The organism is Nocardia sp. NRRL S-836 (genome assembly GCF_001279525.1).
Lineage (GTDB): Bacteria > Actinomycetota > Actinomycetes > Mycobacteriales > Pseudonocardiaceae > Lentzea.
The window spans coordinates 1-15,693 of the sequence record NZ_LGDY01000162.1 but is presented as its reverse complement, the minus strand read 5'-3'; the positions used below and the strand labels follow the sequence as shown (position 1 = coordinate 15,693).

The window sequence follows — 15,693 nt, the reverse complement described above, 5'->3', positions numbered from 1 at the left end:
GGGCGTCCATTTCGCCCCGGCGGGCCTGGGCCTACTTTAAGATGATTTGGCAGGGGGGCGGGGGCCAGGGCTTCCCCCCGAAACGCTGAAGGCGTTGCTCTTACCCCCCAGCACCCCTTTCCCCCCCGCACCAACGGCGGGTACAACCCCGACCCCATCCCTCGCCGGTACAACGCCGCCGGCCTTCCCCCATCCCTCACCGAAGTCCCCCCGGTGGCCTCCAACATCCCCTCCACCCCGGTCACCTTCCGGTGGAAGTTCCGCGGATCCAACTCCACCCCCCACACCATCTCGTAAACCCGCCGCAACTCCGCCACCGTGAACTCGCCGCCACAGAACTCCGTCCCCAACGGCGTGTACTCCAACTTGGCCCGAGCCCGCTCCACCCCATCCCCCAGGATCCGCGCGTGGTCGAACGCCAGGGCGGAAACCTCCCCCACCGGCACCCACGACGCCGCGGCCGCGTCCGTCCCGGCGACGGGCACCGGCAGATCCGGCGCCAACGCCAGGTAGGCCACGGACACGACCCTCATCCGCGGATCCCGCCGGGGCTCCCCGTAGGTCCCCAGCTGTTCCAGGTGCAGCCCGGACACGCCGGTCTCCTCGCGCAGCTCCCGCGACGCCGCCGCGTCCACCGACTCGGTCACGCGCACGAACCCGCCGGGCAGCGCCCACCGCCCCCGGAACGGTGCCTCCCCCCGCCGCACCAGCAACGCGCACAGCGCGTCCGACCGCACGGTCAGCACGACCAGGTCGACCGTGACGGCGAAGGGAGGGAAATCACTTGGCGTGTACACGTCGGCCAGCATAGGGTTATCGTCAGGTTGACGACAAGGAGAACCCACCATGGCCGACATCAGCAGGTACCCCGGGCTGCGCCACCTCCGCGGTGCCCCCACGGTCCACATCAGACACATCCGCAAGGGCGAGGTCGTCCACGAGGGCACCGGCCTGAGCTTCTGGTTCCGCCCGCGCACCGCGGTGCTGAGCGAGGTGCCGGTCGACGACCGCGAGCTGCCGATGCTCTTCCACGCCCGCACCCGCGACTACCAGGACGTCACGGTCCAGCTCACGACGACCTACCGCTGCACCGACCCGGAGACCGCGACGGCGCGCATCGACTTCTCGATCGACCCCGACACCGGCACCTGGCGCCAGGACCCGTTGAGCCAGATCGCGAACACGCTCACGGAGAGCACGCAGCAGCACGCGCTGAAGATCCTCGGCACCCTCGACCTGCAGACCGCCATCCAGACCGGTGTCGAGCGGGTCAAGCAGGCCGTGGTCGCCAACCTGACCGCCGCCCACATCGGCCTGGAGATCATCGACGTCCGCGTCGTGGCGATCCGTCCCGACGCCGACATGGAGAAGGCGCTGCAGACGACCGTCCGCGAGAAGGTCCAGCAGGACGCCGACAAGGCCACCTACGAGCGTCGCGCCGTCGCCGTCGAACGGGAGCGCGCGATCAGCGAGAACGAGCTGCAGAACCAGATCGAGCTGGCCAAGCGCGAAGAGCTGCTCGTCGTGCAGCGCGGTGCGAACGCGCTGCGGAAGGCCGAGGACCACGCGCGGGCCAGCCGGATCGCCGACGACGCCAAGGCCGAGAGCGTCCGCAAGCTCGCCGAGGCCGAGGCCGCCGGTGAGAGGGCCAGGCTGGAGGCCTACCGGGACGTGCCGGAGACGACCCTCTACGCGTTGGCGGCCAAGGAGCTCGCCGGCAACCTGCCCGAGATCGGCAGCATCACGCTCACGCCCGACCTCATCCAGCCGATCCTGCAGCGGCTCGCGCGATGAGCCTCGCGCCGCGAATTGTGCTGGTGCACCGGCGCACCGAGCTGACAGAGTTGCTGGCACGGCACGGCACCCGTGGCCAGGTCGAGTTCTTCCTGAGGTCCCGCAACAGAACTTTGGACGAGGTGGTGGATCGTGACCAGCAGGCCCGGCAAGCGCTGGGAGAGGTCAGCGCCGCGATCCCGCTGGACTGGCGCCGCGGCGTGGTCGAGAGGGAAGACCTGTCGCGGTTCCTGTTCGCGCCCGAGGACGTCGTAGTCGTCGTCGGGCAGGACGGGCTGGTCGCCAACGTCGCGAAGTACCTCGACAGCCAGCCCGTGATCGGCATCAACCCCGGCCGGGGCGTGCTCGCCACGCACGCCCCGCGCGACGCGGCGGAACTGCTGCACAGCACCGGGAACACCGAGGACCGCACCATGGTCGAGGCGCGCTCCGACGACGGTCAGGTCCTCCACGCGCTCAACGAGGTCTACGTCGGCCACCCGAGCCACCAGACCAGCCGGTACCGCGTCCGCGGCGAACGCCAGGCGTCGTCCGGCATCCTCGTCGGCAGCGGCACCGGCGCCACGGGCTGGTGCTCGTCGGCGCACCGCGAACGCGGCAGCCGGCTGCGGCTGCCGGACCCGGTCGAGCGCAGGCTCGTGTGGTTCGTGCGGGAGGCGTGGCCGTCGCCGGGCACCGGTGTCGAGCACACCGAGGGCGAGATCACCGACGGCCCGCTGCACGTCGACGTGGAGTCCGACGGGCTGGTGGCGTTCGGCGACGGCATCGAGAGCGACGCGCTACGCCTCGGCTGGGGCCAGCGGCTGAGCGTCGGGCTCTCCGCCCGCAGGCTCCGCCTCGTGCGCTGAGCCGATCACCAGCAGGCAGACGCCGGACAGCACGGCACCGGCCATCAGGTAGACCGAGATCGCCCACGTCCCGGTGCGCAGCAACGACTGCGCGACCAGCGGTGCCAGCCCGCCGCCCAGCACCGAGCCGAGCTGGAAGCTCAACGCCACGCCGCTGTAGCGCACGCGGGTGCGGAACAGCTCGGCGAAGTAGGCCGCCGACGGACCGAACAACGCCGCCGAGCCGATGAAGCCGAGCACCATCGCGAACGTGAACCAGCCCGCGCTCGTGAGCCAGAACAACGGGAACGCGAACGCGGCCTGGAAGATCGCGCCGCCGAACATCACCGGCAGCCGCCCGATCCGGTCCGACAGCACCGCGAACGCCGGTACCGCCACCACCTGCGCCAGCGACCCGATCACGGTCGCCACCAGCAGGTCGTCCGCGCTGATCTTCAGCGCCGTGCGGCCGTAGCCGATCATGAACACGCTCAGCACGTAGATGAAGATCGTGAAGCCCAGGTTCACGCCCGCGCCCAGCAGCACGACCTTCCACCGGGTGCGCAAGACCTCCGCGATCGGCAGCCGCGACTTCTCCGCCCGCTCGAACCGCGGGCTCTCCGGCACCCGCAGCCGGATGTAGAGGCCGATCCCGACCAGCACGACCGAGAACAGGAACGGCAACCGCCAGCCCCACGACAGGAAGTCCGGCCCGGACGCCTTCGACGACAGGTACATCGCGAGGTTCGCCAGCAGGACACCCGCGGGCGAGCCGATGAACACCCAGCTGCCGTACCAGCCCCAGCGGCCCGGTGGCGCGTGCTCGACGGCCATCAGCGACGCGCCGCCCTGCTCACCGCCCATGAAGAAGCCCTGCACGACCCGCAGCAGCACCAGCAGCAACGGCGCGAGGATGCCCACCTGGGCGTAGGTCGGCAACAGCCCGATCATCGCCGTGGACAGGCCTGTCACCGACAGCGTCACGACGAGCATCGAGCGCCGCCCGATCCGGTCGCCGAGGTGCCCGATGACCGCACCGCCCAGCGGTCGTGCGAAGAAGCCCGCGCCGAACGTGGCGAACGCGAGCAGCACGCCGACGCGCGAGTCGAACTGCGGGAAGAAGATCTTGTCGAACACGAGCGCGGAGGCCGTGCCGTACAAGAGGAAGTCGTAAAGCTCGATCGTGTTACCGACCGCGGATGCGAAAGCTACTTTGCGTACCCCCGTCATCGTTCCAGCCTGGTCGAGGGATTGACAGTGCGCAATGCCCCGGTCACGCTTCGCCCTACGTTCCTACTGCTCAGTAACGAGGTAGCAATGACGCGCCGAGTGACTGTTGTCTCCCTGCTCACCGCCCTGATCGCCGCGTTCCTGGCTCCGGCCGCCTCCGCCGCGCCGCAGTACCGCGAGTACGTCTCACTGGGCGACTCGTTCGTCTCCGGGCCGTTCATCCCGCTGCAACGGCTCGATCCGCTCAGCTGCTTCAAGTCCACGCAGAACTACCCGTCGGTGCTGGCGCGCCGGCTGAACGTCGAGAGCTTCACCGACATCTCGTGCGGTGGGGCGCAGACCAAGGACATGGCCGGTGTGCAGTCCGGGTTCCCCGGTCAGCCCGCGCCGCAGTTCTCCGCGCTGAAGCCCACCACCGACCTCGTCACGGTGTCCATCGGCGGCAACGACATCGGCTTCTCCGACATCATCCTCACGTGTGCCGGCAAGAGCGTGCTCGACCCGGCCGGCGCACCCTGCAAGGCCCACTTCGGCGACTCCCTCGCCCAGCGCGTCGACGCCACCGCTCCCAAGGTCGCCGCCGTCCTCGCGGGCATCAAGCAGCGCTCCCCCAATGCTCAGATCGTCGTGGTCGGCTACCTGCGGGTCCTGCCGCCGTCCGGTGGGTGCTGGCCGGTCGTGCCGATCTCGCGCGGCGACGTCCCGTACCTCGACGGCGTGCAGCAGCAGCTCAACGGGATGCTCGGCGCCCAGGCCGCGGCCTCCGGTGCCACCTTCGTGAACCCGTACGACATCAGCCTCGGTCGCGACACGTGCGCGGCGCCGTGGGACAAGTGGGTGGAGGGCATCATCCCGACCAGCCCCGCGTTCCCGGTTCACCCGAACGCCAAGGGCATGGCTGCGGTCGGTGAGCAGGTGGCCGCCGTGCTGGCCGGGACGGAGCTCGCGACCGTCTAGTTGCACGGGGTTCGGCGGACCACCCGATCCGGTGCTTACCGCCGAGTTCGTTGGAGTTCCGGGTCCTCGGCACGCCACAGTGGTGGCATGGCAAGGACCCGGATTTTGTTCGCCTGCCTCGCGTTCGCGGCACCACTCGTCCCCGCGACGGCTGCAGCCTCACCACTGGCAGCACTCCTCCCCGCGGCCGGCGTGGTGCTGTCGGTGCAACCGGAGATGGGCACCCTCAGCACCACGCAGTTGCAGTGCGAACCCGCTGGCGGACCGCACAAGCACGCCCAGGAGGCGTGCGATCAGCTCATGCCCGTGGACGGTGACTTCCGCAAGCTGGACGACACCGGCGCGCTGTGCACGATGGAGCTGAACCCGACCAAGGCGACGTTGCGCGGCAAGTGGCGCAACAAGAGGATCGACTTCCAGCAGGTCTACTCGAACCCGTGCGTCATGCGGGCTTCCACCGGCAAGGTCTTCGACTTCTGAGCCGCGTCACCGGTGTTCCAGCGCACCGCCGTCGCGCTGGAACACCGGTGGCGTCCTACCCCGGCAGCCCTCACGGCAGCGCCGGAGCACCGGCCACGGGCTCGATCCGCAGGTCCGGCCGGTCACCGGCGCGGTGGATGACCGCTTCCTCGCCACGCTTGAGCTCGATGCGCAGATCTCCGTTGTGCAGCACCGAAAACCGCCTCGGCCGGCCCCAGCGGTCGCGCACGACGGGATCGTGGATGTCCGTCCCCACGACGCGCCGCTTCGCTGCGCAGCCGGACCCAGCGCGTGACGCCCTGCCGCCGGGCCGCACTGAGCAGGAACGCGCCCTGCGTGCGGAAGTTGTCGAGCGAGACCTCCGGCCAGGACACCGGCACCGCGGGGAAGACGCGGACGACGCCGCCCCAGCTCTGGCACAGCATGTCGTGCATCGACTGCACGGCCGACAACGGCGTCTCGATGACCAGGTCGTAGTTGCAGTCTGGCGCGTTCACCCCGTACTCGGGTGAGAACGTGAAAGGCAGGTGCCACCTGCCATCGGTTCCCCTGGTGAGGAAGTGGAAGTAGTAGTTGACCGCCCTGCGCAGCAACGGGAACAGCACGTCGCGCAGCACCCGGTCGTCCATGGTGTGCCGGTTCCACCACGTGCCAGGCCACGGCGTGTTCTCCAGCCACGGCCCGCAGGTGACATCGCGGGCGCGGTCCTGCGGGCGGCGGAGGCGAACTTGTAGAGCTGGATCCAGTAGAACGCCTGCAACCGCCGGTCCGGGATGGACAGGAAGCTTCTGCGGTAGAAGTCGTGCCACCACAGGCGGTGCTCGACCGCGAGGCCCTCGGCCGAGCCGCACCGGACGTTGCCGACCGCCCTGCGCACGGCCATCCGGCGCGGGTGCGACCAGGTGACGCTGGTGAACAGCGTGCGGCGGGTGCCGCGGGTGACCTCGCGCCAGGCCGTGACGTGCTCGCCGCCGGCGTCGAGCGGCTGCACGGCGAGCCGGACGTTGAACCGGATCGCGTTCGTGCCCGGCTCGGCGTAGCGGCGGAGCCGAGGAAGCCGTTGCCGAGGAAGGGCCCCTCGAACCACGTGGTCGGCATTCTGCGCCAGATCAGATCCGATGTTCCGATGAAGTCCTGCCAGTCGACGCCGTGTGCGGCGTGGGCGTCGCCGTGGCGCAGCGCATTGCCCGCCGCCCCCGCCAATGTGCCGCGAGCAGCGCACGCCGGTTGAGTTCCACCACGTTCGGGCACCTCACTTCGCTGTGCGGTCAGGTCCACGCGGCGGCGATTCATCGGATCTTTCGCGACCGGCCCGCTCCGAGTCAAGACCGTGCCTAGGCTGCGGATCATGGGGGACCTCCTCGTTCACACGATCGGCTTCCCGATCACGTTCCTGCTGCTGGTCCTGGGCATGTCCCTGGCGGCGCGCCGGATCCTGGGCCTGCGCATCGGCCTGATCCGCACGGCGCTGGCGTGCCTGCTGGCCATGTCGGTCGCGTCGAGCGCGTTCGGCGAGACCACCGTCGAACCGACGGCGGGGCTGGTGACGCTGCAGCTCGGCCTGTCGATCCTCGCGGTGATCAGCCTGCTGGCGTTCGCGGAGATCATCGTGCCGACCGGCTCGATCCCGCCGCCGACGGAGTGGTGGGGCATGCTGCGCCGCCGGATCGCCCGCACGCGGCGGTACTCGCGCATCACCGCGATCGCGTTCCGGCACGGCCTCGGGCCCTACCTGCGCGGCCGCGAACGCTCCTCCGCCGGCCTCGCGCGGTCGCTGCGGCTCGCGTTGCAGGACGCCGGGGTGACGTTCGTGAAGCTCGGCCAGGTGCTGTCGACCCGGTCCGACCTGCTGTCGCCGGAGTTCGTCGAGGAACTGGCCCTGCTGCAGGACAAGGTACCGCCCGCGCCGTGGGAGTCGGTGCGCGCCGTGCTCGACGCCGAGGTCGGGATGGACGCGTTCGCCTCGGTCAACCCCGAACCGCTGGCGGCGGCCTCCATCGCGCAGGTGCACCGGGCGGTGCTGAGGTCGGGTGCCGAGGTCGTGGTGAAGGTGCAGCGGCCGGACGTGCGGTCGGTCGCCGAGGGCGACCTCGACATCGTCGGACGGCTGGCCGAGACGTTGCAGCGGACGCGGTGGGGTTCGGCGCTGGGCGTGCGGGACCTGGCGGCCGGGTTCGCCGCGGCGTTGCGCGAGGAGCTGGACTTCCGCGTCGAGGCCCGCAACATCGCCACCGTGTCCGCCGTCGCGGACGCCTCCGTGGCCCTGCCGCACGTGCACCTGTCGACCTCGCGGGTGCTCGTGATGGACCGCCTCGACGGCGTGCCGGTGCGTGGGACCGCGACCGATGAGGGCCTCGCGCGGACGTTGCTGCGGTTCGTGCTGCGGCAGGTCGTGCTCGACGGCATCTTCCACGCCGACCCGCATCCGGGCAACGTGCTGCTGCTGTCCGACGGCCGCCTGGGCCTGCTCGACTTCGGCTCGGTCGGCCGGATCGACTCGGCGCTGCGCGCGGCGTTGCAACGGCTGCTGCTCGCGATCGACCGCAGCGACCCGGCCGCCCTGACCGACGCGTTGCTGGAGCTGACCTCCCGCCCGGAGGACATCGACGAGCAGCGCCTGGAACGCTCGCTCGGCCAGTTCATGGCCCGCCACCTGGGCGCGGGCATGCGCCCGGACGTCGAGATGTTCGGCGACCTGTTCCTGATCGTGTCGCGGTTCGGCCTGAGCGTCCCGCCGGAGGTCGCCGCGGTGTTCCGCGCGCTGGCCACCCTCGAAGGCACGCTGAGCGTCCTCTCGCCCGGCTTCAACGTCGTCGTGGAGTCACGGGCGTTCGCCGCCGAGCAGATCTCCGAACGACTGACCCCGGAGTCGGTCCAGCGCACGCTCACCGAGGAGCTGCAGGCCGTGCTCCCGATGCTGCGCCGCCTGCCACGCCGCGTCGACCGCATCACCGGCGCGGTGGAACAGGGCCGCCTGAGCATGTCGATGCGCCTGTTCGCCGACGAACGCGACCGCGCCTATGTGACCGGCCTGCTGCACCAGGTGATGCTGACCGTCCTCGGCGCGACCGCGGGCGTGATGGCCGTGCTCCTGCTCGGCTCCCCCGGCGGACCGCGCGTGCTGCCGGACGTGGGCCTCTACCAGGTGCTCGGCTACAACCTGCTGATCATCTCGGTGCTGCTGGGCCTGCGCGTCGTCGTCGCGGTGTTCCGGCCCCGCGCCTAGACCTCCCGCGGTGGACCGACCCGTGTCCTGCTGGAGGTCCACTGTGTACCCGGGTCCCCGTTCGTGATGACCCCGGCGTGTGCGCTGCGTGCCGGATCGAGCACCCAGAGCCCCGGAAACGGCACGAGGTCGTCACTCGTGCGTGTCTCCTTCGCGGAACCTGCGCCAGTGGCGGATTGTCCGGCGCATCGCGGTGGGCGACCATCACCCGATGAGTTATGAGACGGGCGTGCGGTGGAAGTGGATACCGTTCGTCGTGCTCGGCTTCGTGCTGCTGAGCTGGATCGTGTTCGAGGCGTTCGACCTGATCGACTTCGAGGGAGTCGTGACGTGGGTCCGCGGCATCGACCCGCTGTGGGCGGCCGTGGCCATCTTCGCCCTCCTCGTCGTGGACGTGCTTCTGCCCGTACCGTCCACTCCGCTCATCGTCCTCGCGGGAACGGCACTCGGCGTGCCCTTCGGACTCGCACTCGCGGTCATCGGGTCCCTGGGCTCCTCCGCCGCCGGGTACGCCCTGGGGAGGTTCGCCCGCCCGTGGCTCGTGCGCCGCGTCGTGACGATCGAGGAGCTCCGGGAGATGCGGCGGTGGGGGCGGCAGTTCGGGCCGTGGTTCTTCGGCGTGGCGCGCGGGATCCCGATGATGGCGGAGACCGTGTCGGTGTCCGCGGGGGTGTCACGGGTGTCGTTCTGGACGTTCATGCTCAGCACGCTCGTGGGGACCGTGCCGATTTGTGCGGCGTATGTGCTTGCCGGAGCGCAGGCGGATACGGTGGAGCAGATTGTGATGATCAGCGCGGTGGGGTTCTTGGCCACTGCGGGGGTGTTCTATCTTTTGCGGCGGTTCGTGAAGACGGCGCCTTGAGGGGCGCGATCGTCGCTCACCTTGACACCGTGGCTGGTCAGGCAGGGACGACGTTCGGGGTTGTTCGGGGTTCATCGCCGCTTCGCGACGATAGCGATTGGGGCTTGACTTCGAGCCTCTAGCGGGGCGATGAGTCGGCCTTCAAAAGCCGGGCTGAGAAGCGCCCGGCCGATCCCTACCAGGATATCGCCCCGCCCTCAAAGTCAAGCCCCAATCGCAAGACCACGGGGTGGTCACCGCTACCCGTCAAGGGAAGGTAGACACGCCTCGCTTCGCTCGATCGCTGCACGGTTCCAGGCTTGCGCGCAAAAGCACTTGCACGGTGTGGTTGTATGGATGCAGGCCCGGTGCGCAGCAGAGGGTTACTTCGGTATCTCAGGTTCGACTCCTGAAGGCCGGCTCGTCCGGTTCTTCGCTCACCTCGGTGAGCAGTCACCTTCTGCGCCTTGATCTCGGGCCGCCCATCTTCCCCACGTGCTTCCGCGATCCAGATCTCGGGCACGTGCGAATCCCCCGGAACGGAAATTCGGTAGCGGGGCGTGGTTACATAGAACTGCACCCGGTGCGAAGCAGACGGTTACTTCGCCTTGAAAACGTGTTACACCGTCGGCGACCCTGACCTCGGGAGCGCACAACTTCACCTGTGTCCGGTGCGAAGCTGAAGGTTACTTCCACTGTTAATGGGGCGGTCGCGGGTTCGAATCCCGTCAGCCGGATCCACGTCCGGCTGTAGCTCAGTCCGGCAGAGCACCAAACACCTTCCGCGACCTTGATCTCGGACACATCTGTGGCTGTGCGCTCCCCCTTTTTCTACTAATTCCCGAGGGGGAGAGCCATGTCGAAGTTCAACATCCTGAAGGTTCGTCCGTTCGGGAAGAGCCCGGTCGAGTCGAAGCGGGCCGGTCGCACCCACGAGGGTGGCGACGGGTACGAGCGCACCGTGCTGGGTGAGCTGTTCCTGCTGGCCGTGTCGAACATGGGCGGCGAGCAGACGTTCTACGAGTCCGGTGGTGCGCGGGACGAGCGGTACGCGCGGCTCGTGCGTGCGGCGGCGTTGCAGGATCCGGAGTGGACTGCCCGGATGCTGGCCTGGTTGCGCGGCGAGGCGAACATGCGGACGGCGTCACTGGTCGGTGCGGCCGAGTTCGTGAAGGCGCGGCTCGAGGCCGGGGCCGACACGGGCGTGACGAACCGGGCCGTTGTGGCGTCGGTGTTGCAGCGGGCGGACGAGCCGGGTGAGTTGCTGGCGTACTGGACGGCCACGCACGGGCGGAACGTGCCGAAGCCGGTCAAGCGCGGTATCGCGGACGCGGTGCAGCGGCTGTACGACGAGCGGTCCGTGCTCAAGTGGGACAGCGAGGCGCGCGGGTTCCGCGTGGCCGACGTGCTGAACCTCGCGCACCCGTCGCCGGGTGCGGACTGGCAGGGCGACCTGTTCCAGTACGTGCTCGACCGGCGGCGGAACGCGGACGTCGCGGTGCCCGCGTCGTTGCGGATCGTCGCGGCGCGGCGGGAGCTGATGGCGTGGCCGGTCGAAGAGCGGCGTGCGTTGTTCGGGCGACCGGACGCGGCGGACGTGCTGCGGCGGGCGGGAATGACGTGGGAGTCGGTGGCCGGGTGGCTGCAGGGGCCGATGACCGCCCAGGTGTGGGAGGCGTTGGCGCCGACCATGGGTTACATGTCGCTGATCAGGAACCTCAGGAACTTCGACGAGGCCGGGATGTCGGACGAGGTGGCGGCGCAGGTCGCGGCACGGCTGGCCGATCCCGGTCAGGTCGCGCGGTCGCGGCAGTTCCCGTTCCGGTTCCTGTCCGCGTACGAGGCGGCGCCGAGCCTGCGGTGGGGGCACGCGCTCGACCAGGCGTTGGAGGCGTCGCTGAGCAACCTCCCGGCGTTGCCGGGGCGGTCGCTGATCCTCATCGACACCTCGGCGTCGATGACCGGCACGGGGTACTCGGCGCGGTCGAAGGTCACGCCGGCCAAGGCCGCGGCCGTGTTCGGGGTGGCGCTGGGGGCGAAGGGCGAGCAGGTCGACGTCCGCGGGTTCGCGAGTGGTGTGTTCCGCCACGAGCTGCGGCGCGGCGGCTCGGTCATCAGCGAGGTCGACCGGTTCCTGAAGAGGATCGGCGAGGTCGGGCACGGCACCGACATCGTCGGGTCGCTGAAGGCCTCCTACCGGGGGCACGACCGGGTGTTCATCATCTCGGACATGCAGACGATCGGTGGTCACGGCGAGGGCGTCAGCGACGTCGTGCCGCGGCACGTGCCGATCTACGGGTTCAACCTGGGCGGGTACCAGCAGGGTGCCTACGCGACCGGAAAGGCCAACAGGCACGAGTTCGGCGGCCTGACGGATTCGACTTTTCGGATGATCCCGCTGCTGGAAGCCGGGCGGAACGCCGACTGGCCGTTCTGAGCGGAGGGCCCGCACACAGCGCGTGTGCGGGCCCCTCGCCTGCGTGAGCACTAACTTTTCGTAAGTGCAATGGGGTAGTCTCGCGGGCATGGAGTTCAACGTGTTCGCGAAGGCGTGCCCCTCACGTCCCACGCTGGAGCACGTCACCGGCCGGTGGGGCAGCCTCACGCTGAGCGCGCTCGTCGCGGGGCCGCTGCGGTTCAACGAGCTGCGCCGCCGGGTCGACGGTGTCAGCGAGAAGATGCTGTCCCAGACGTTGCACGCGCTGGAGCGCGACGGGCTCGTGCACCGCGACGCGCAGCCGACGAACCCGCCGCGGGTCGACTACAGCCTCACACCGCTCGGGCGGGAGACGGCCGAGCGGCTCATGGCGTTGATCACCCTGCTGGAGTCGCGGATGCCCGAGGTGTTGTCGGCGCAGCAGGCCTACGACGCCCGCTGACCGGTCGCGCGTCCCGGCGGTCCGGAGTGGACAGCCGGGACGACGCGGTGGGGCTCAGCACTCGATGACGTTCACGGCGAGGCCGCCGCGTGCGGTTTCCTTGTACTTCACCGACATGTCCTTGCCGGTGTCGCGCATGGTCTTGATGACCTTGTCGAGCGACACGAAATGCGAGCCGTCGCCGCGCAACGCCATGCGCACCGCGGTGATCGCCTTGATCGACGCGACGGCGTTGCGTTCGATGCACGGGATCTGCACCAGGCCGCCGATCGGGTCGCACGTGAGGCCGAGGTTGTGCTCCATGGCGATCTCGGCGGCGTTCTCGACCTGTTCCGGGGTGCCGCCGAGCACCTCGGCGAGGCCACCGGCGGCCATCGAGCAGGCCGAGCCGACCTCGCCCTGGCAGCCGACCTCGGCGCCGGAGATCGACGCGTTCTCCTTGAACAGCACGCCGATCGCGCCGGCGGTCAGCAGGAACCGCACGACACCGTCGTCCGAGGCGCCCGGCACGAACCGCGTGTAGTAGTGCAGGACCGCGGGCACGATGCCGGCCGCGCCGTTCGTCGGGGCGGTGACGACCCGGCCGCCGGCGGCGTTCTCCTCGTTGACCGCCAACGCGAAGAGCGTCACCCAGTCCATGACGCGCAACGGGTCGGTGACGAAGTGCTCGCCCTCCAGCCGCTTGCGCATCTCGGCGGCGCGGCGGCGGACCTTCAGGCCGCCGGGCAGGACGCCCTGCTCGGTGCAGCCGCGCTCGACGCACTCCTGCATCACGTGCCAGATGTGCAGCAGCCCGGACCGGACCTCTTCTTCCGACCGCCACGACAGCTCGTTGGCCATCATGATCTCGCTGATCGACAGGCCGGTCTCGCGGCAGCGCGCGAGCAGCTCGTCGCCGGTGAGGAACGGGTGCGGCAACGGGGTCGTGTCCGCCTTGATCCGGTCGGTGCCCGAGGCGTTCTCGTCGACGACGAAGCCGCCGCCGATCGAGTAGTAGACGGCGTGCTCCACCGGCTCGTCACCGCGGAACGCCGCGAAGCTCATCCCGTTGGGGTGCAACGGGAGTGACTTGCGGCGGTGCATGACGAGGTCGCGGTCGTGCACGAAGCCGATCTCGTGCGCGCCACCGAGCCGGAGCCGTCCGGTGGTGATGATCTCCTCGACGCGCACGGCCGCGGCCGCGGGGTCGACCTCTTCCGGCAGGTTGCCTTCGAGGCCCAGGAACACGGCTTTGGGGCTGCCGTGGCCGTGTCCGGTCGCGCCGAGCGAACCGAACAGCTCGACGTGCACGCGGTCCACTTCGGACGCGCGCGTGCCGAGCTTGTCGACGAACATCGCGGCCGCGCGCATCGGGCCGACGGTGTGCGAGCTCGATGGTCCGATGCCGACGGAGAACAGGTCGAAAACGCTGATCGCCACTGATCAGTCCTTCGCGGTGGGGGTGCGGGTCAGTCCTTGGTCAGTTCGGCGTACTTGGCCGCGGTGAGCAGGCCCTCCGCCGAGTCGACGCGCACCTTGAACAGCCAGCCGGCGCCGTACGGGTCGGTGTTGATGATCGCGGGGTCGTCGACGACGGCGCTGTTGACCTCGAGCACCTCGCCGGTGACCGGGGAGAACAGGTCGCTGACGGACTTGGTGGACTCCAGCTCGCCGCAGACCTCGTTCGAGACGACCTTCGCTCCGACCTCGGGCAGCTGGACGAAGACGATGTCACCCAGCGCGTCCGCGGCGTACTCGGTGATTCCGCAGGTCAGCGGGTCCTGCGTGCCCGGCGTCCAGTCCACCCACTCGTGCTCGGCGGTGTAGAGCAGGTTCTCGGGGAACTCCACGGCGACTCCTCTGGCTCGTGACGGGTCAGGACACTTGCGCCCCCTCCGCCGTGCAGAGTTGCCTACCCCGAGTGGTCTTGCTGCCTGAGAGTGTGCGGGAGCTTGCCCCTTCGGCGCCCCGACCAGCAGTCGTCGAGGTCTCTCCCACTCGGGTTCTGGTGCCCGTCAGGGGCACCGCGGCCGGTATTCAGTTCAGGCGGAACGCTATGTGGGCCCGCCGCCGGGTGTCAACGCGGGCAGGTCCACCCGTTCACAGGTGTGGTCGCTTTGTTCGGGGCGAACAACCACAAGGGGTGCTGACAGTGCCAGTAGCACAGTGACATGACCTTTCGACTGCCTCACATTGTGAGATGACAGCCAGCCGAAACGGGAGGAGTCATCGTGCGGATCGCAGTTCCTCGCGAGATCAAGAACCACGAGTACCGCGTCGCCCTCACGCCGGCCGGTGCCCACGAGCTGACCGGCCGCGGCCACGACGTGTACGTCGAGCAGGGCGCCGGTCTCGGTTCCGCCATCACCGACGAGGAGTACCTCGCCGCGGGCGCCAAGATCCTCGCTTCCGCCGACGACGTCTGGGCGGAGGGCGACCTGGTCCTCAAGGTCAAGGAGCCGATCGCCGAGGAGTACCCCCGCCTCCGCGCCGGTCAGACCCTCTTCACCTACCTGCACCTCGCCGCCGACAAGCCGCTGACCGAGGCCCTGCTGGCCTCCGGCACCACGGCCGTCGCCTACGAGACCGTGCAGCTGCCCAACCGCTCCCTGCCGCTGCTGGCCCCGATGTCCGAGGTCGCGGGTCGCCTCGCCCCGCAGGTCGGCGCGTTCTCCCTGATGAAGCCCTCCGGCGGCCGCGGCGTGCTGCCCGGCGGCGTCCCCGGCGTCGCACCGGCCCGCGTGGTCGTGATCGGCGGCGGCGTGGCCGGCGTCAACGCCGCCACCATCGCCGTCGGCATGGGCGCCGACGTGCAGATCCTCGACACCAACGTCGACCGCCTGCGCCAGATCGACGCCCAGTTCCAGGGCCGCCTGCGCACGCTGGCCTCGAACGCCTTCTCCGTCGAGCAGGCCGTCCGCGAGGCCGACCTCGTCATCGGCGCCGTGCTCGTCCCCGGTGCCGCGGCCCCGAAGCTCGTGTCGAACGCGCTGGTCGCCGAGATGAAGCCCGGTTCGGTCCTGGTGGACATCGCCATCGACCAGGGCGGCTGCTTCGAGGACTCCCGCCCCACCACGCACGCCGAGCCCACCTACGAGGTGCACAACTCGGTCTTCTACTGCGTCGCCAACATGCCCGGCGCCGTCCCACGCACCTCCACCTACGCGCTCACCAACGTGACGCTGCCCTACGCGGTCGCCCTGGCCGGCAAGGGCTGGGAGAAGGCGCTGAAGGACGACCGTTCGCTGGCCCTCGGACTGAACGTCCACGCCGGCCAGCTGACGAACGGCCCGGTGGCCGAGGCGACCGGCCTCACGCACACGCCGCTGGACAGCGTGGTCTGAAAGCCAACCGGATGATGGAGCCCCCGCACGCGAAACAGGCGCTTTCAAGGGGTCGTTGCAACAGAAGTGATCAACTGGCTTTGACCAGGAGCTTAGCGAGGCGCTCGGCTGGGTTGTCCCAGCCGAGCGTTTTGCG

General features: G+C 69.7%; 15 protein-coding genes and 1 riboswitch. Of the genes, 10 read left to right on the top strand and 5 right to left on the bottom strand.

Annotated elements, in window-relative coordinates:
* A partial coding sequence (locus ADL03_RS41840) for an NUDIX domain-containing protein (protein ID WP_082373983.1) occupies nt 1-809 on the bottom strand: 809 nt, incomplete at its 3' end.
* Nucleotides 810-846: 37 nt separating this feature from the next.
* Here ADL03_RS41840 and ADL03_RS41835 point away from each other — a divergent pair.
* Together ADL03_RS41835 and ADL03_RS41830 are read left to right on the top strand one after the other, a co-directional pair.
* The gene (locus tag ADL03_RS41835) at nt 847-1,794 is read left to right on the top strand and encodes an SPFH domain-containing protein (RefSeq protein ID WP_053739210.1); all 948 of its coding nucleotides are present in this window, start codon (nt 847-849) and stop codon (nt 1,792-1,794) included.
* On the top strand, nt 1,791-2,642 hold the full coding sequence (locus ADL03_RS41830; RefSeq protein ID WP_053739209.1) for an NAD(+)/NADH kinase: 852 nt from the start codon (nt 1,791-1,793) through the stop codon (nt 2,640-2,642). The genes ADL03_RS41835 and ADL03_RS41830 overlap by 4 nt, the downstream gene beginning before the upstream one ends.
* Here the strand turns inward: ADL03_RS41830 and ADL03_RS41825 are convergent.
* Entirely contained in the window at nt 2,574-3,851 is a 1,278-nt protein-coding gene (locus tag ADL03_RS41825) for an MFS transporter (RefSeq protein WP_053739208.1), read from the bottom strand. The genes ADL03_RS41830 and ADL03_RS41825 overlap by 69 nt on opposite strands.
* Nucleotides 3,852-3,938: 87 nt before the next feature.
* Here ADL03_RS41825 and ADL03_RS41820 point away from each other — a divergent pair, with 87 nt between their 5' ends.
* Complete coding sequence (locus ADL03_RS41820) at nt 3,939-4,808, top strand: SGNH/GDSL hydrolase family protein (RefSeq protein ID WP_053739207.1); 870 nt, start codon at nt 3,939-3,941, stop codon at nt 4,806-4,808.
* Between the two features lie 87 nt (nt 4,809-4,895).
* Entirely contained in the window at nt 4,896-5,288 is a 393-nt protein-coding gene (locus ADL03_RS41815; protein ID WP_082373981.1) for an SSI family serine proteinase inhibitor, read from the top strand.
* Between the two features lie 122 nt (nt 5,289-5,410).
* Here ADL03_RS41815 and ADL03_RS49145 read toward each other — a convergent pair whose 3' ends face one another.
* Nucleotides 5,411-5,917, bottom strand: coding sequence for a hypothetical protein (locus ADL03_RS49145; protein ID WP_197289125.1), 507 nt, complete (start codon nt 5,915-5,917; stop codon nt 5,411-5,413).
* A gap of 273 nt (nt 5,918-6,190) precedes the next feature.
* On the opposite strand from ADL03_RS49145, the gene ADL03_RS49140 reads away from it, so the two are divergent.
* The 5 genes from ADL03_RS49140 (at nt 6,191) to ADL03_RS41780 (ending at nt 12,234) form a co-directional block, all read left to right on the top strand.
* Nucleotides 6,191-6,328 (top strand): hypothetical protein, encoded by a 138-nt coding sequence (locus ADL03_RS49140; RefSeq protein ID WP_197289124.1) that lies wholly within the window; start codon nt 6,191-6,193, stop codon nt 6,326-6,328.
* A gap of 308 nt (nt 6,329-6,636) precedes the next feature.
* The gene (locus tag ADL03_RS41800; RefSeq protein WP_053739203.1) at nt 6,637-8,514 is read left to right on the top strand and encodes an AarF/ABC1/UbiB kinase family protein; all 1,878 of its coding nucleotides are present in this window, start codon (nt 6,637-6,639) and stop codon (nt 8,512-8,514) included.
* A gap of 211 nt (nt 8,515-8,725) precedes the next feature.
* The gene (locus ADL03_RS41795; protein ID WP_157529745.1) at nt 8,726-9,376 is read left to right on the top strand and encodes a TVP38/TMEM64 family protein; all 651 of its coding nucleotides are present in this window, start codon (nt 8,726-8,728) and stop codon (nt 9,374-9,376) included.
* A gap of 835 nt (nt 9,377-10,211) precedes the next feature.
* Nucleotides 10,212-11,792 (top strand): TROVE domain-containing protein, encoded by a 1,581-nt coding sequence (locus tag ADL03_RS41785; protein WP_053739201.1) that lies wholly within the window; start codon nt 10,212-10,214, stop codon nt 11,790-11,792.
* An 88-nt stretch (nt 11,793-11,880) separates the two neighbouring features.
* Nucleotides 11,881-12,234, top strand: coding sequence for a helix-turn-helix domain-containing protein (locus tag ADL03_RS41780; RefSeq protein WP_053739200.1), 354 nt, complete (start codon nt 11,881-11,883; stop codon nt 12,232-12,234).
* 54 nt (nt 12,235-12,288) lie between these two features.
* On the opposite strand, the gene ADL03_RS41775 is transcribed toward ADL03_RS41780, so the two are convergent.
* A complete protein-coding gene (locus ADL03_RS41775; protein ID WP_053739199.1) occupies nt 12,289-13,653 on the bottom strand; it encodes an L-serine ammonia-lyase in 1,365 nt (454 codons plus the stop codon).
* A 29-nt stretch (nt 13,654-13,682) separates the two neighbouring features.
* Complete coding sequence (gene gcvH, locus ADL03_RS41770) at nt 13,683-14,063, bottom strand: glycine cleavage system protein GcvH (RefSeq protein ID WP_053739198.1); 381 nt, start codon at nt 14,061-14,063, stop codon at nt 13,683-13,685.
* A 62-nt stretch (nt 14,064-14,125) separates the two neighbouring features.
* Nucleotides 14,126-14,220: riboswitch (glycine riboswitch) on the bottom strand.
* A 224-nt stretch (nt 14,221-14,444) separates the two neighbouring features.
* Here gcvH and ald point away from each other — a divergent pair.
* Entirely contained in the window at nt 14,445-15,557 is a 1,113-nt protein-coding gene (gene ald / locus ADL03_RS41765; protein ID WP_053739197.1) for an alanine dehydrogenase, read from the top strand.
* Nucleotides 15,558-15,693: the final 136 nt, after the last annotated feature.

Excerpts from the sequence above, each read along its gene's own strand:
- ADL03_RS41835 (WP_053739210.1), top strand. The coding sequence starts at position 847 with ATGGCCGACATCAGCAGGTACCCCGGGCTGCGCCACCTCCGCGGTGCC.
- ADL03_RS41830 (WP_053739209.1), top strand. The coding sequence starts at position 1,791 with ATGAGCCTCGCGCCGCGAATTGTGCTGGTGCACCGGCGCACCGAGCTG.
- ADL03_RS41825 (WP_053739208.1), bottom strand. The coding sequence starts at position 3,851 with ATGACGGGGGTACGCAAAGTAGCTTTCGCATCCGCGGTCGGTAACACG.
- ADL03_RS41820 (WP_053739207.1), top strand. The coding sequence starts at position 3,939 with ATGACGCGCCGAGTGACTGTTGTCTCCCTGCTCACCGCCCTGATCGCC.
- ADL03_RS41815 (WP_082373981.1), top strand. The coding sequence starts at position 4,896 with ATGGCAAGGACCCGGATTTTGTTCGCCTGCCTCGCGTTCGCGGCACCA.
- ADL03_RS49145 (WP_197289125.1), bottom strand. The coding sequence starts at position 5,917 with ATGGACGACCGGGTGCTGCGCGACGTGCTGTTCCCGTTGCTGCGCAGG.
- ADL03_RS41800 (WP_053739203.1), top strand. The coding sequence starts at position 6,637 with ATGGGGGACCTCCTCGTTCACACGATCGGCTTCCCGATCACGTTCCTG.
- ADL03_RS41795 (WP_157529745.1), top strand. The coding sequence starts at position 8,726 with ATGAGTTATGAGACGGGCGTGCGGTGGAAGTGGATACCGTTCGTCGTG.
- ADL03_RS41785 (WP_053739201.1), top strand. The coding sequence starts at position 10,212 with ATGTCGAAGTTCAACATCCTGAAGGTTCGTCCGTTCGGGAAGAGCCCG.
- ADL03_RS41780 (WP_053739200.1), top strand. The coding sequence starts at position 11,881 with ATGGAGTTCAACGTGTTCGCGAAGGCGTGCCCCTCACGTCCCACGCTG.